Below are 15,621 nucleotides of genomic sequence, written 5' to 3'. Positions count from 1 at the left end.
TATATAATTACAAAGTGTCATTATTTTCGGCCAAGGCAGGTTGGTTTTTCCCTAAATGATTGGACCTGAAGTTTTCGTACACTTGCTGACATTCGGCTTTGATGTTTTCATCTTTTAATACAGCGACTACTTCCATCCAACCATCAAAAAACTTTGCGATGTACCTTTCAAGCTCGGGTATACTTATCCGCATGTCACTTTTTCGATCTCCAAGTTTTTTAATGTCAAGTAAGATTTTCCTTAGCCTTGTTTCTAGATCTTGAAGAATCAACTCCAATTTTGAAATCTCATCTTTAAGTTCAGAAATTTGTTTTTTCACGTATGACATTTCTATGCCAATAACCTTCTTATAATCCGTTTTTTGTAGTTCCTTTTTAAATGCAATCAACAGAATGCCCCAAACCAAAGTGGCTACAAAACCCATAATGAGCACGATATAAAAATCACTACTCAAATACCAAACATGTGAAGGGTCTTCAATTCCCATCAATTTTTTCATTTCATAATTGGTATTTTCTATTTTATAAGCAATAAAAGCATCCAAAACCAAGGTTATCAAACCTGCGGAAATCAAACCAACGATTTTTCTCCAGCCCTCATAATTTGAGTGTATGTAGTCTAACAAAATCGCAAAGATTAATAACAGAATAGGCGATACATAATGAAAGTCAAAAACTTTGAATGCTTTCATCGAAAAAATAGCACTAAATAGGCCATTTACATCTCCCCCATTTTCATATAATACTTGAGCCTCTGCCATGGGGTTTCTAACCATACCCATATAGATACAACTGATGTAAAACATACAGATATATAGTAAACCTAACACAATAGCGATTCCGTATTTCCAAAGAGAAAAAGTGTTCATTATATCTTTATCTGCTGGCTGCTGAAGTTTAAGGTTCCAATCATGCAACTCACTTTCTAGATTTACCACTTTTGCCTTTATACTTGGTATGTTTACCTCTTTAACTTTAAGTTTTTCACCAAGCATTTCCTCCGACTCTTTCTCAAGCTGTATTATCTGCTCTGTAAGCTTAAACCTATGCTTTTCTTGGTATTCAAAATCGGCACTCTCATCTATTAAGTGACCGCTTCTGATCTCATTAAACATATTATTTAAAGCACGTGCATCTCCTTTATGTGACATAGAGCGATCTATCGCATATTGAGTTAAATCCACACGCTTTACCATTCCAAAGTCGGGTTTAGAAATGGTGGCTGCGGTTTTATCAGCACTATTTTGGTCCTGAATAGATTGCATTTCATCAGAATTAGTAATAGTTTTTTCGGCAAAAAAAGTATTGTTCTCCGTCATAATTGAAATAGGTTTAGAGTTAAAAAAAAGAAATGAAATGGATTATTAATAGTTGTGACTACCGTTTGTATAAAGGTTTTTTCTGGCACGTGTTATGCCTGTATACAAAAACCTCCTGTCCTTATTTGGACTCCAAGAATTTAATAAAATGGTATCCCACTCTGAGCCTTGAGCTTTGTGACAGGTAAATGCATGACCATAGCTCAGTTGCATAGCAGAAAGGTACTCGTCATCCCAGATATTTTTAGAATTTCTAAAAGTTGGATTGTTTTTAAATGCCATTGCAGAAAGTTCTTGTTTTTTTTCGTGGGTGATAGCTTCCGGACATGCTAAAGTTTCAAGCAATATTTTGCTTCTCACCAATACAGGCAAATTAATGTTATTGGTAAACTCAATTTCGGCGTCCACAAAAGTTAACCCTGCCATCTTCCTAGATCTATCTACACTTTTTATTACCCCAACTTCTCCATTGCTTAAAAATGAGGTAGGACTCCCATAGTAGTTTTGATTTAAAACTATTTTATCGCCAATAGTCAAAGTATTTTGCAAACCTAGTTCGCTCCTGATTATCTTATTACATTCTAAAGCATAGGGATTTCCATAAGAAAGTATGGCCACTTTGTCGTGTTTATGAGCATTATAGTTAGAAAGATACACCTTACAAGCATTTTGAGGTTTTCCCATAAATTGACCTATTTGACTGGGTAGTTGACCAGTAGTTGGATTTAAGATACAATCCCTTACTTGGTAGGCATATTTCAGAATAGAACTTCCCTCTTGCTGACGCATCACTTTTGAAAGTTCAATTTCAGAACCTTTAAAGCCATACTTACTGGTCAAATATAAGGCATTTAAAGCCGGAGAGACCTCAGTTAAAGTATATCCAACAGGAGGCAACTGACAAGCATCACCCACAAAAATCACCTTGCAACTAGCATTCCCTTTTTTAAAATATTTAATGAAATCAGCTAGTAAACTACCAGGACTTTTGAACATTTCTTGATGGTTAACTCTATCACTAATCATAGAACTTTCGTCCACAATAAACACTTGGTGGTTCTCATTTTGATTTTCTTTTAGTGAATACCTTACAATTAGACTTTTAGTGTCAGCCTCTACATTGTAAATAGAGCTGTGGATTGTATTAGCGGGAAAGTTGGTTTTTGAAGCTATGTTTTTTGCGGCTCTGCCTGTAGGTGCTAGAAGTTGGAAAAGTATGGATTTAGTTTCTAGGAAATCAGCAACTGCTTTCATAATAGAGGTTTTGCCAGTTCCGGCTGCACCTTTAACTATCATGAAGTCATCATCATTTGAAATAAATGTCTGGATAGAGGCTAGAGCATTTACTTGCTCATTAGTAGGCTCAAAAGAAAGGAACTGGGTTAATGCATTAGTTTTTTCGAAAGTATTGGTATTGTTTAGTTTTTAAATAATTATTATGTTACAAAAGTAGTGTGCTATAGTGCAATCTATTTTCACTATTTTTTAATTGTTTAAATAGTTTCATTTGTGTGGAGTAATTCAAGAATTTCTATTTTTATTATTCCTATTGGGGCTTTTAAGTTTACCAACTCCCCAACTTTAGCACCAATAATAGCAGATCCCAAAGGAGTATCATAGGCAATTTTTCCTTTAGCCAAATTGCTCTCTTGATTTCCAACTATATCTAAAATCAACTCTTTTACTATTCCTTTGCACTCTTGTTTTAGTCTAACCTTTGAGCCAATCTGAACAGAAGTTAAACTTTCGGCATTATTTTTTATAATAATTGCATCTCTAAGTCGCTTTTTCATTTCGTTTATATCTTTCGATATTCGCTCCTCCTGTTGCCCAATTTGAATCCAGCCCGGATTGTCATGCCAGCCGTCGCCTGATGCTTCGTAAGCAACAGCCTTTTCTTTAAGCAGAGCTTTTAGATTATTTTCTTCCGTGATAATCCTTTTTCTCAATTCTGTTTGACCTTCAAGGGTCATGTATATTTTATCTGTCATTGCTGTCATAATATTATTTGGTTAAATGTTTATATTAGAGTTTTTTTAGTTCATTTAGTCTTTCTATCATTTTTGACTTTGAGAACCTAGTCATGCTGTTTTTCTCTGAGGCAAATTCATGTTCAGAAAACAAATCACAGTGATAACTTTTCCTATTACCGGTAATCATTAGTGTGATGGTCCTCTGCTTAAAAGTTTGTTCGTATGAAATTTTATGAATAACCTCAGCAGGCATAAAATATGCGGTTCCAGCTGTCATTTGCACATCTGTCATTTTACGCAGCAACCTAGAACCAATAAATTTTGTACCATAGGCATCTGCACTTGCCGGACTATATTGATAATGATTTAGTCTTTCGTTACCATTCACATCATCTATCGCATAAATGCTATTTTGAAGGCAGCCCTCTATTATGCTAGAAGCAAAATCCCAAGCATGATTATGCCTGTTTTCTTGTGGCATAGCTTGCGAGTCTTCATAAATATGTAATCTTAGTTTGTAAGAAGGGTTGTCAATTAAAACCCATTTTTCAAATCCATTGTCATGCTGATAAGAAGACTGAAGCATATTCTCTTGTAAACTTTCGTTTTTCAAGAACATTCCAAAAAGCATTTTTCTATGGTTTGGATGGCTTAATGAGGATATCAAGTTTGACATCGCATAGGGGCTCGAATTGTTAGCTAAAATATTGGAAATAGTGTTTTCAAGAATATTAAAATCTTGGCATTTAATGGCATCACTATGGTTACCCCAAATTCCTTTTTTCAAAGGTTTAGGTTCAAATACGTAGATCGAACTTGAGGTACTGTTTCCTAAAGCATTAGGAAGACCACATAATATATTTGTATGAGTAGCATTTGTGTTATTGAAGTTGTTATTTTTGTTTAATTGTAAATGATGTTACAAAAGTATTCGCAAATAGTGCAATCTATTTTCACGATTTAATAATTCCTAAAATGAGCCAGTTTAGAAATCCAATTGAGAGATATAATATAATACATGGTTTGCTAACAAAGATGAAGGGGCCTACTTGGAGAGACATTGCCGAAAGTTATATTCAAAAAATACCCGCATATTATGACAAGAGATTAGAACAAGTTAAGAGGATAGTTTATCAAGATATAGAATCGTTGAGGAATCATCCTTATAATGCTCCAATAGATAGAATTAAAATGAGATTTTATTATGATTCGAGTAAGCCTCCTTTTTCTTTATTTGGAGTACTAAATAAAGATGAAGTTATATTAGCGAATGAAATTATGGTGTTATTAAAGCAATACGCAGAATTTCCGATGTTTAAAGGACTAGAAAATGTTCAGTTAAAGATTAACAGTAGATTTGATAACAATGAGCGAAATTTCATTGAATTTGATGAAAATAAAGAATACAGGGGATTAGACAAATTACATGAACTATATGAGTCAATTAAAACAAAAAAAGTTTTAAAAATTATTTATGGTGAGTTTTCAGGTAAAAACACGAGCCATTCTTTTAGTCCGTATATGTTAAAGGAGTATAATAATAGATGGCACATTTATGGCTGGAATCATCTTGAAAATGAAATATTCAATTTTCCATTAGATAGAATAAAAAAAATAGAACAGTCTAATTTAATCTATAGAGAATTTAAACAAAATGACCTTGATTTTCTAAAGGATTTAATAGGCTTTACATGGAAGAAGGATTATAAAAACAATGTAAGGGCTGAAAAGACACTAATTATTATTAAAGTAAAAAAAGAGAGAGCAAACTATTTGGATACTAAACCTTTGCATAGTTCACAAGAAATAATTCCCGATTCCGAAAAAAGGAATGTGCCAAATTATGTTTTTTATTCAATTAATGTTTATGTCAACAATGAGTTAATTAGTGCACTCCTAAGTTATGGAGATGACTTAGAAGTTATGAGTCCGCCTGAGCTAAGAACAATAATCAAAAAGAAGATATTAAAGATGAGTACATACTATTAATATTCCCTAAATTGTACGAAGCTAAAAGTAGAAGTTTTTATATCTTTTTCTTCTATTACTGTTCTTTCAGTAGTACTTGCTAAGCATGTGAAACCAGCTTTCTTTAAAATTTTTACCATTCGGTATGTAAACGTCATTTCACCCATTATATGGACCGCTTTAGGGTTCATTTCGCGTACTTTGGCTTCAAATTCTTTAACTACTAAGTCTAGAGAATCGGAATTTAGGTCAGGTGAGATTAGAGGGAAAGATAAATCGACAACATTTTTGTACAATTCAATAGCAAAGTCGAACTGTTTTTGAGACCATTGGCTACTAGGATGGTTTGTTAGATTTAGGAGCATATTTCCTTTACTTTATTATAATTTTCCATAAGATTTTTTTTAAAATCACCAGCCTTGCCTGATGTGTTTAAATTACCACCGTGGTTTATGTCGTTTCGAATTACTCTTAAGCTTTCGTGAGATGAAGATAACGCCATAAATTTACTTCTATTTACAAAATCATCTTTGAGTATAAATGGATAATTTGGATTTGCTAGCAAGATTAATATTTCAGAAATTTTCCTACGTTCAGTTTCATTTTGAATATCTTTTCCATTTATTTGGCACAAATAAGTAACAATGCCTTCATGTAATTGTGTGATTCCCTCCTGAATCAAGTCATGGTCTAAACACCATTTAACTGCATGTAACCAATTTAATAAGCCGTTTTGTTCAAAATTTTCAATCTTGCTTGCCAACTTGTCAATTATGGGTACCATTTGAGGCATTATTTTCTCATTTTCTTTGAAATTGGTGATGTTAGCTTTGGCTGTAATAAACTGAGCTCCATCCATTATTTCGTTCCCTCTATTTGTCTTAATATTTGAGGTTACCGTACCTATGGAACTAGAAATGTTTTGCAAATTCGAGATTGTTGACCTACTTTCTGATTTGGAAATAGCCATATTTTTCTTTACCTCATCTGCTAAAGTTTTCAAATCATTAGCTATTCCATATTTTAAAAATGTATTGGCAGCCATACTCCAATCCATTAGACTTGCTAAAGGCATCAAATCAATGATTGGTGCGTTTCTTTCTTCAATCGGAAGATTTATCACTTCAGTAGCTGGTCCCAGTTTCTCAAAAGCTCCATAATGAATAGCTACTAACTTTACATTTTTCAAAGTTTTCGAATAATTCATTAGCACCATTCCTAACATAGGCAATGACCTAAAAGCATGTGTAATATCTAGATATATTTCATCGTCTTCTTTAATCAAATCAAAAATAATTTGAAATATTTGCATTATCTCACTCGATGAAAAACCTTCTGGGATTGAAATTGCCTCATAGGAACCTTTAAATTCAATTAAATTTTGTAATTGGCCTTTTAGACCAATATTTGGCAGATCATATTGTTTGGTTTCACGATTGAATTGACTATTATCTTCCCAATTTTGTTTCTCTGCACCTTTTGTTAAAAAAAATAATGCTTTATCATTTTCATTAAAATCTTTACAATAGAGTTTCAGAATTGCTTCCTGAATATATTTGACATTTTCTACCTTCTTTAAGATATCTGTTTCGTCTATGTAATTACAATTGACGTAATTATTTGTACCTAGGAATGAAAGGAATAATTTACGGGGCATTTGTATAGAATGATTTAATTAATTTTAGTTATCTATTTTGAAGTTCTCTTAAAGTTGTGTATTCAATCCCATACTCATTACACTTTTCCACTATATTTTTACTCATATGAGGGTTATAACTTTTTTCTATAGGAAATCGAGTAATAAGCATACTTTTTGAAATAAGGCCTCCAAAAGTATCTTTTCTGTTTTTAATTCTATCAATATGCTCAGATTTTACATCTCCTGATTTACATTCAATAAAAATAAGTTTACCACTATCGTTAATCAATATATCTACTTCATTTTTATCAGAAGATTGATTTGATAAGTAAGGAAATCGAACGCTTAAATAAATCTTGTCTTTAGAATATTTCATTTGTAACGCTTGAGCACATAAAAGCTCAAACCACCCTGCATTGAAATAAAAAAAGTCTATATCCGACTCACTTAACTTACTTTGAAAAAATATAGATTCTTTTGTCTTAACAATAAATTGACCATTTTGGACATCTAAATCAAAAATGTTTGTTTTGATTAATTTCTTAGAAATGATTTCGAAAATACTTTGTTCATTATTTTTATTATCTCTGTATTTTCTAAAAACAGTTACTACTTCCTTGAGAAATGTTTTCCACTGATCGTTGATATAATTATATTTGACAAATTTTAACGACTTTTTGAATTTTATCCATGCAATTTCAAATTCAACTTTTGAGCTAATTTTTTGCCCTTGAAGTTCTATATATTCTTCTAATAGAATTTCGGTGGTTATAATATCTTTTAAATTTTTATTTAGCCAATGCAGGTTCTGATTAGTATCAAAATAACAAACATTTTCAGTTTGATTTATCTCTTGTGCAAATGCATATAGAGCTAAAGACATAATCTTTGTTCCACCGCTTATATTTGAAACTATTATATCTTCTTCTTTTATACTTAAAGAATTCAATTTTGACATACAATTCTCATAATCAAACCCTTCTACTTTAAAAGACTCTACCATAACGTGGTAGCTAGTTTCTATTGTATTTACAAGATTTTGATTGTGAATTTTAGTATCATCTGAATATAGGTGTACAACTTTATCAGGTCTTAAATGCTTAAAGACGCGAAAGTTCCCTATTACTTCTTTGCCAATCAATGAAATTAATATCTTCATCCTATTAATTGTTTATGAAGTTCCTTGGCTTGCTCATCTCCAAGCCATTTTGAAATGTCAGACCAAGGGTATTTTGGATATGGATTTTTATTCCAATCAGACTTTTTATTTTGCTTTTCTGCGTTATATGATTTTTTAAGCCATTCAGTTATTTCTATTTTTTGATTTTCTGAAAACTCAAATAGTCTATTTTTCTTTGAAAATCCATTTAAGTAATCTTTAATTTTAGAGAATTCTAATGATTTTAAATCCAAATTATTTTCGCCTAATTTTTTAGCTTCCTCCAATTTAATATTCTGCCTAATTTCTAATTCTTTTGCTCTTAATGATTTTATGCGATCACTTATTGGATATTTTGAAATCAAAGCCAAAATAATATCTAAATCACTAGTATTTAATCCATTGTCAATTTCTTCTTTTTCTAGATTTTCCTTTTCTAAATTTTTCCTAAAGTTTTGTAATTCGTTAAATTCTTTTTTGAAATCAAATGAAGGGTCAATTTCTTTTAAAGTATTATATAATGTTTCGATTTTCTCTAAATCATTGATTTCCTTTGCTTTGGCAATTTCAGATTTCAATAATATAATTTCTGAATTTTCTAAAGTGGTTTCGACTTTTTTACTTCCGTTATAAATAGAATATGACTTTAAGTACTCACCACTTTGTTTATACTTTACGAATTCATTTGATTTAGTAGAATCTTCCAGCATTGGATAGATAAGATTTTGTTCAACATCAGCTGCCGGATTAGAAGCAATACTAAATAGCTCTTTTATTTGGGGAGTTTTTAGCCAGTCTGCTTTGCATATTGAATTCATTTCTGACTCAAACCACATTAAATTTTTAAAATAATCAGAAAGGTTGTTTACTTCAATTTTTATTTTTCCATAACCAAAGCCTTTGACACCGCCAATTGAATGATATAGAGAATCTGTATTATGAAATGTTAGCGTTGATATCAAAGCTCCAATTTCAACTTTTCTTAAATTATGAAATCTTATTTTCCCCTTAAAAATTGTTCCTTTTTCTAATGGAATAAAATGAGAAAAAACATTTTTATTTTTTAATTGCAAGTCTGAGTATTTTTGGGCTCTAATATTATTTCGTACCGGATATCTCTTAAAACCTCTTAAGATTGATTTTGAATTATAGTTTGAATAATTTAATCCTGTTTTTTCAGTTTGATCTAGGTAAAAAGGAAGATATGATGCTTTTGGCCCACCTAATATTTCCTTTTGTTCAGACAATTCTTTGGGATTTTGTGCAAAAGCGTTTGAAATAAATACCCTTCCCTTTAATGAGCTATCATTATTGGATACCCCGAAAATAGTTTCCGTTAAATCTAAGCTTTCTCTTTTATATGTAGAAAATGGAGTAACTTCATGTATAGAGCATTCTAAAGGCAATTTATATAGATAAGATAATCCAAAATGTAAAATCTCATGTTTTTTTACTTTAAAAAAAACAGGCACTTTTTCTCCATTTGCTAATTTGTTTCTCCAAAACTCCCAATCTTTAGAAATATTATTTTTATCTGAATCATTATAAATATAAAGAAACTCTTGTTTTTGTTTCTGAGTAAGTTTTAATATTTTAGAATTTTTATCTAAGAATACAAATTCATAAAATTTGCCATTAAATCTTTTTTTATCGTCTCCAAGTTCTTTTCTTTTCCCAGGTTGGCCAGTAAAAACAATTGTCCCAGTTTCATCTCCATCGGTATCTACCCAAACTTTTAATCTTGTGTCTTGTCTTAAAGTCCTAAATTTATTTTTTAAATTAAAATAGGGTTGTTTCTCTGATTCTAAGTATTTGTACTTAGCGGTTTTTGCATCTTCATTTTTAGGTTCTTTATTCAAAAACTCGTCACGAAATCCAAGACCAAATTTTTCTTTTAGTTCTAAATGGCTTATCCTACCTGGTTCATCACAATCTAAAATACTCCAATTACCTTCACTATCTTCCGATAGCCAACCACAATGTGTTTTGTTGCCATCCGTCGATTTCATTTGAGACATATAATAGTTACTATTTGAGCTCAAGTCTCTAATAGAGAATTTATTATCCCCCACCTGTTTCATTCGACTTAAACTCATGATTTCTAATACATTTCTGAGCATACCTTTGATAGATGTGGCCGGAATAAAGTATTTCTTCTCATCGTTTACCATTATATGTGAGAACTCAGAAGTAGGATTTGTTCCCTCACTGGGTTGACTGTGCCCATTCCTAATAAAGATAGGTGTTTCAGCGGTGATTGTGATATCTATCTCACCACTTTCTCCGTCTTCAAAGGGGATATCATGATTAATCAGGTCAGCCCACTCTGGTTTAAATACCTCGCTTTCAGAAGGAGCCGGTACAAAATTATAAGGTGATTTTACTTGTTCCATATATTTAATTGTTTTCGAAGCCTATAAATACTTGTGCTTTCATTTCTAATACATCCATGCCATTGCAAAGTGAATCCTGTTCGGATTGCCATATTTGATTGAATTTTAGTTTTTTAACACCATCAATATTATGTGCTAAATATTTAATTTCTTTATTGTCATCATTTTTCAATGCTTTTAGGTCATATACATGTATTAAGTATCTATGGGTATGGTTAATATGAACGGCTATTTGTTCTTTTTCTGCCCATAATAGTGCCTCTATGATGAAAGGATTTTGGCCTTCATTTTCAAAGTCAAATTTATCATTTCTTAAAACCTTTGGTTTAGGCTGGTCAGAAAACCAGATGTAACCATCATAGGTATAGTTTGGAATATCTTTAAGCTCCATAATTATAAATTTCAGTTTCGTTTTTAAATAATTTCCCTGTAAACATTCCATTACCTTTTGTTGTCATTCCGCCTAGGGGTAGTAGCCCTTTACAAATATCAATTAAGGCTGCTTCAAAAGCGTGATTAATGTTTTCATCATTAAATTCTGATTTATTCAAACTTAAGTTTATTTCAAAAACAATATCGTTTTCTATTAATTGACTTACTTTTTCTGAAAACAATGCACCATCCATAGCACCACCTGTGAACCTATCTATGGCTACGTGATTGAAAATTTTGTCGTTATTAACTTCCGATTCATTAAAATAAATATCGTCAATCATTATATTACCTCTCTGACCAGTTTCTCCTTTGGATTCAATACCAAAAAGAGCAAATACTGCTTCGTTGTTTTTTCCATCTCTGTCATTTCCGGGATCTGCCCATCTTTTTAAAAGCTTATTATAATGAAAAGCTACCCTATGGCGGATGGCTCCTTTTATAGAAGATCCTGGTACTAATGTATGATTTACAAATGATATAGTTTTGTCTGCGTTATAAACCATTTTTTCTTCTGTTGTTGGTTTATTATCAACTTGGTCGTCTCCCGATCCTTCACTAAACATAAAGAACAAATCAGGTTTTAATTCAAGCCTATAATTCACCAAACTAATGTTTTGCTTTGAATTAAAATCAGTTTCAAAACCTTCTAATTTGGTATTTAAAGAAGGGTCGAATGCTAAATATGATTCAAAATCTGACTTTTGCGTTAAATCAAACGTTTTTGTTTCTATTTTTTCAACAGCTAATTTGCCATAACCATTTCTAGTTCCAGAGCCAAGTCTAAAGTTTGGTTGATACATTTGGTTTAAAATATTATTCCATGCATTTTTGTCGACTTCTGTGCCAATTAGCTCAATTTCAAATTTGAATTTGCAACCTGCATATACTACCTCATTATCAAACAAACCGTTTTTTTCGGCAACTCCTTTATCTGATATCCTCACGTGTTGACGTGAAGGTAAATTTTCGAAATGTTTTGTAATGTGATCTGGTATTTTACAATCTAAGCTTTCAATAATTTCATCATTTTCTGAAATTAAATAGGCAGAACTTATTTTTAGGCGTGAGCCATTGCCTTTATCGCCTTTTTGAAAACCAAAAATTGAATCCCATATTGGGTTTGGAGATGCTTCCTCTAGAGAATGTCTTAGTACCCCAGCCAATGAAGTGCCTTGTATCATTGGTAAACCTAAGTGATCTCTTTGAACCAAAGCATCTTTTAATAAAGAGCTTTCGCCAGAGCCAACAAAAAGTCCAGTTTTAGCTTCCAATGTTATTCTCGCTATAAATCTTATATTATTGCTCATCTTTTGTTCTTTTGTTTAATAGATTCTTTCGCCATTTCAGCTGCATATTTTGCGATGGCAGCTGTTCCGTGTTTCGATAAACTATCAAAATCTGATTTAAAAGTTTCTCTATTCTTGTTTTTGTCCCAATACTTTTCAGCAGAAACTCCATGACATAAAAAACCTGTTTTGTCAGTAAATAACTCAGCTTTTAGGTTTTCAATTTCACTAATGTTTGTTGCTTTAGCTCGAATCTCTCCCCACTGACTAGATGAAATTGCCTTTAGATTATCCTTTCCATTTGCATATACAAGTTCATGAATTTTGATTGCACGAGAAAGGTCAATACTCCTTTGTTCTTGCTTGTTCTTTAGAAACTTGCCTAAAGCAGTGGTAATTGGTTTGTTGTCATTTTTAAACTCGTCAGGTTTAGATTCAGTTAATTCATTTAGAATTGTACCATCTGAGTTGGCATTTAAAAACCACGGATTATAGATTACTTTGCCATATCCTTCATTTATATATTCACCTAGAGGTTTTGTGATTATACGAGGTTTCCCTCCTTTAATGTAAAACACAGAACCTGCTTCTATGCAATGTCTTTGAGCATTGTCTGTTCCTCGTTTAAAATTCCAAGTACTTAGCGTCTTTGATCTAATTTGTGAAAGCTCCCAACAAATTTCTCCTCCTTCAATACCTAAATCTTTAGCCTCAGGTTTAAATGTTGGGTATCCGAATTTTTCATCCAAAAAGCATAGATTACTAACAGCATATACAAGCGTATAAGTATTGTTTTCGAAAGTTTTTAAAGTTATATCTATTTCGGGTTGGATATCAACACTACCATATTGGGCAGATTTTGATTTTCCGATAAACTTATTTCCTATTAAATATTTTTCGACTATATTTTTTAGTTGTTCAGTTGCATATTCAATTGAGAATGAAAACATTTGACCAGATTCAATCGATTCCATACCAAACATTTTAGTGTCCTCTGATTTTCTTGTATTTCGGTCTTGTTTAGATTTTAAACTGAAATTTTTCTTTAAATTCTTAATAATTGTGTTATCGGACAATAAAAAGCCAGCTCGTTCTTGTTTTAACTGAATGCCTTTTTTTCTAAGTTCATTGTCTTTGTCACCACTAATAGCATGATGTATATAAGTTGGTCCAGTTCCTGTTTTTGCTTTAAATAAGCTAAATGGCATTGGTATACTTACATTTTCTTTGTTAGAAATGTATGCATTTCCAAACAAAACTTTATCTGAATGCAGGATATCAAAAGCAAAATCAATATGGTTTTGATAAATTCCAGCTGCCACTATTCCCAAAAAGTTAGCTCCTGGAATAAAGTTTAGCGTTTCCATATTCCCATCTGTGGCCAAGCTTGCATTTAACACTATGTCAGACAATAGCGTACATGTATAATTTTGCTTTATCATATTATTTCTATTTTACATCTACCTAAACCTCTATTCCTATTTACTCCTACACTTCGAACAAGCTTTAAAGCATTCTTAAAAATTATATTAATTTCTTCAGTTTCAATATTTGAAATTTTGCCAAATATAGTTACCGGCATACAAACCTCTATACTCCTTAAAGACCCTTGAGATGCAATCCCGTTTTCTTCAATTTTAGTAGAAGCAATGATTCTGTATAAATAATCGCTGAGATTATTACTTAAAATTTCTTCATATTCATCTTTAATTTCTACATTTGAAAAACTCGCAACTTTTATTGCGTGATTGCCTTCTGTGCCAAAAATGGATTCGAGTTCAGATTCTATTTGACCGGCATCTTTCATGTCTGCAATAGCATCTCTAACTAATCCTTTAATGGTTTTACCAGGTATGTATGGTAGTTTGTTTTTATCTTTTAAAACAATAGCATCCGATTCAGCACCGCCAGACAACCCTGAGCCAACATGCCAATCACTCAGGAATGTTAATTTATAATTTATTTCCATGTGGTATCAAGGGATTTTAATTGTAAAACATCGTATATAATAGATTTCGAATCCTTTATAGCATCATCCAGTTTCATTTTTTTATAAAAATCAGGATTGATTTCTTTCATTCTTTTCATCATAAAATCAGCAGTCACTTTGTTTTTATATAATTCCGAAATCCACTTTCTTAGTTTGGATATACCTTTAGAATCGTCATTTTTAGAGTCTTCTAACACTTGAAGTTTTTCATATAGATCGATTATTTTTGGTGAGTTTTGAGAATCGATAAAGTATGGTCCAAAATCAAGATTTATATCTCCAGCTTTTAAAGTTTTAGTTTCTATTTCATTAAGACTTTCTAAAAACGAAGCTTGAACTTTATAAAATGAAAGACTAGCAGGCGGATGTGTTTCGCTTATAGCCTTAGAAGCTTTTTTTGCTTTTTTAGTTAATTCTTCTGCCAAATGCAGTGCATAGTGCATTGGATACGACTCTTTTATATATACTATGCCAGCACATGCTGTTAAGCCGTCATTAAAATCAATAACATTTAAAGGGGCAGTTGATAAAAACGACAATTCTTTTTTAGTTTCTTGTTTAAATTTTTCAAGAAATAAAGATGTGAATTGAAGAGCCAAATCAGCTCGTATTACAATAGTAACATCATCACCACCAATAAGTATAGGACGAACTGGGTGTTTATCTTTTATTTTAATATTTAATTCTGAATAGGCGGATTGCAATGCATTTTTTGTAGCATTTTCTATGGCCTGAGAAAACCTTCTAAATTGACTTTTTGCTTGATTATCGTCTAAGTCATTTAATTTTGGTGCTAGTTTCTGCAACAACATCCCAAGACCATTCCCATCAGCATGAATTACTGCAATCCAAGACTTATCTCTTTCGTTTATTTCATTCAAATCAAAAGGGATTGTCTCATTTTTTATTTTCTTCCCAAAAAACTTTTCATAAAGGCTAGAATTACCTTCAAAGGCTTTATGTTTTTCCTCAGTTGAAAGGTCTCTATTTTCTTTATCTTTATATATTATGCCCAATCCACCTGTTCGTCTTGCTCTTTCAATTCCCATAAAACCCAATTCTGTGGGGTTGGTTATTTTACTTCGTTGAGTTTTAAGTTTTCCTTCTAATTCTCCAATAGCATCCATCAATTTAATGCCTTTTTCTAGTTTTACTACAGCTTGACTTACTGTAATGCCTGGAGCAAATTCAGATACTAATTTTGGAAATGTTCTTACAAAAGCCTTACATTTATCTTCATCTTCAAAAATGTATTTAATATTTCCTGCTGCATTCATAATGATATTAGCATCATCTTTATCAGTTTTCGCTTCCTTATAAAACTTAGTTGTACAAATCTGCTCAACTAACTCGCTTCCACCCCCTATTTCTTTTAGTTTATTTGTCTGAAAAATAAAACTTTGAATTCCTTGAACAGAGGCACCATATAAATAGCTATTTCCCATATATCGTATATTTTT

15 protein-coding genes are annotated in these 15,621 nt (G+C 31.7%); 2 read left to right on the top strand and 13 right to left on the bottom strand.

The genetic code is table 11. The features are described from left to right. Positions 1 to 7: 7 nt before the first annotated feature. Entirely contained in the window at positions 8 to 1,318 is a 1,311-nt protein-coding gene (locus tag ACFOOI_RS03855; protein WP_379835268.1) for a hypothetical protein, read from the bottom strand. Positions 1,319 to 1,363: 45 nt separating this feature from the next. Further along, positions 1,364 to 2,635, bottom strand: coding sequence for an ATP-dependent DNA helicase (locus ACFOOI_RS03850; protein ID WP_379840173.1), 1,272 nt, complete (start codon positions 2,633 to 2,635; stop codon positions 1,364 to 1,366). Here ACFOOI_RS03850 and ACFOOI_RS03845 point away from each other — a divergent pair. Further along, positions 2,613 to 2,747 (top strand): hypothetical protein, encoded by a 135-nt coding sequence (locus ACFOOI_RS03845; RefSeq protein ID WP_379835265.1) that lies wholly within the window; start codon positions 2,613 to 2,615, stop codon positions 2,745 to 2,747. The genes ACFOOI_RS03850 and ACFOOI_RS03845 overlap by 23 nt on opposite strands. Positions 2,748 to 2,811: 64 nt before the next feature. On the opposite strand, the gene ACFOOI_RS03840 is transcribed toward ACFOOI_RS03845, so the two are convergent. Both ACFOOI_RS03840 and ACFOOI_RS03835 read right to left on the bottom strand, forming a co-directional pair. Further along, positions 2,812 to 3,318 carry a GreA/GreB family elongation factor gene (locus ACFOOI_RS03840; protein WP_379835262.1) on the bottom strand — a complete coding sequence of 169 codons (507 nt, stop codon included), beginning with the start codon at positions 3,316 to 3,318 and terminating at the stop codon, positions 2,812 to 2,814. Positions 3,319 to 3,343: 25 nt separating this feature from the next. Further along, a complete protein-coding gene (locus ACFOOI_RS03835; protein ID WP_379835260.1) occupies positions 3,344 to 4,078 on the bottom strand; it encodes a hypothetical protein in 735 nt (244 codons plus the stop codon). A gap of 188 nt (positions 4,079 to 4,266) precedes the next feature. Here ACFOOI_RS03835 and ACFOOI_RS03830 point away from each other — a divergent pair, with 188 nt between their 5' ends. Next, entirely contained in the window at positions 4,267 to 5,280 is a 1,014-nt protein-coding gene (locus ACFOOI_RS03830) for a helix-turn-helix transcriptional regulator (RefSeq protein WP_379835258.1), read from the top strand. On the opposite strand, the gene ACFOOI_RS03825 is transcribed toward ACFOOI_RS03830, so the two are convergent. From ACFOOI_RS03825 to ACFOOI_RS03785, 9 genes are read right to left on the bottom strand one after another with little or no spacing between them, the layout of a single operon-like run. Then, the gene (locus ACFOOI_RS03825; protein ID WP_379835256.1) at positions 5,277 to 5,624 is read right to left on the bottom strand and encodes a hypothetical protein; all 348 of its coding nucleotides are present in this window, start codon (positions 5,622 to 5,624) and stop codon (positions 5,277 to 5,279) included. The two genes, ACFOOI_RS03830 and ACFOOI_RS03825, sit on opposite strands and share 4 nt — an antisense overlap. Further along, the gene (gene csx2 / locus ACFOOI_RS03820) at positions 5,615 to 6,916 is read right to left on the bottom strand and encodes a TIGR02221 family CRISPR-associated protein (RefSeq protein WP_379835253.1); all 1,302 of its coding nucleotides are present in this window, start codon (positions 6,914 to 6,916) and stop codon (positions 5,615 to 5,617) included. Before csx2 ends, ACFOOI_RS03825 begins: the two co-directional genes overlap by 10 nt. A 28-nt stretch (positions 6,917 to 6,944) precedes the next feature. Beyond that, on the bottom strand, positions 6,945 to 8,057 hold the full coding sequence (locus tag ACFOOI_RS03815; RefSeq protein WP_379835251.1) for a hypothetical protein: 1,113 nt from the start codon (positions 8,055 to 8,057) through the stop codon (positions 6,945 to 6,947). Continuing rightward, the gene (locus tag ACFOOI_RS03810) at positions 8,054 to 10,450 is read right to left on the bottom strand and encodes a TIGR03986 family type III CRISPR-associated RAMP protein (RefSeq protein WP_379835249.1); all 2,397 of its coding nucleotides are present in this window, start codon (positions 10,448 to 10,450) and stop codon (positions 8,054 to 8,056) included. Before ACFOOI_RS03810 ends, ACFOOI_RS03815 begins: the two co-directional genes overlap by 4 nt. 4 nt (positions 10,451 to 10,454) lie before the next feature. Further along, positions 10,455 to 10,841 (bottom strand): TIGR04423 family type III CRISPR-associated protein, encoded by a 387-nt coding sequence (locus tag ACFOOI_RS03805; RefSeq protein ID WP_379835246.1) that lies wholly within the window; start codon positions 10,839 to 10,841, stop codon positions 10,455 to 10,457. Next, positions 10,831 to 12,192: an RAMP superfamily CRISPR-associated protein gene (locus ACFOOI_RS03800; protein WP_379835244.1), complete on the bottom strand. Its 1,362-nt coding sequence runs from the start codon at positions 12,190 to 12,192 to the stop codon at positions 10,831 to 10,833. Before ACFOOI_RS03800 ends, ACFOOI_RS03805 begins: the two co-directional genes overlap by 11 nt. After that, entirely contained in the window at positions 12,189 to 13,613 is a 1,425-nt protein-coding gene (locus ACFOOI_RS03795) for a hypothetical protein (protein ID WP_379835242.1), read from the bottom strand. Before ACFOOI_RS03795 ends, ACFOOI_RS03800 begins: the two co-directional genes overlap by 4 nt. Next, a complete protein-coding gene (locus tag ACFOOI_RS03790; RefSeq protein WP_379835240.1) occupies positions 13,610 to 14,140 on the bottom strand; it encodes an RAMP superfamily CRISPR-associated protein in 531 nt (176 codons plus the stop codon). The genes ACFOOI_RS03795 and ACFOOI_RS03790 overlap by 4 nt, the downstream gene beginning before the upstream one ends. After that, entirely contained in the window at positions 14,131 to 15,606 is a 1,476-nt protein-coding gene (locus ACFOOI_RS03785) for a Cas10/Cmr2 second palm domain-containing protein (RefSeq protein WP_379835238.1), read from the bottom strand. The genes ACFOOI_RS03790 and ACFOOI_RS03785 overlap by 10 nt, the downstream gene beginning before the upstream one ends. Positions 15,607 to 15,621 lie beyond the last annotated feature (15 nt).

This window comes from Lacihabitans lacunae (genome assembly GCF_042649125.1).
GTDB classification, from domain to species: domain Bacteria; phylum Bacteroidota; class Bacteroidia; order Cytophagales; family Spirosomataceae; genus Leadbetterella; species Leadbetterella lacunae.
This window is presented reverse-complemented; position numbering and strand designations above follow the sequence as displayed.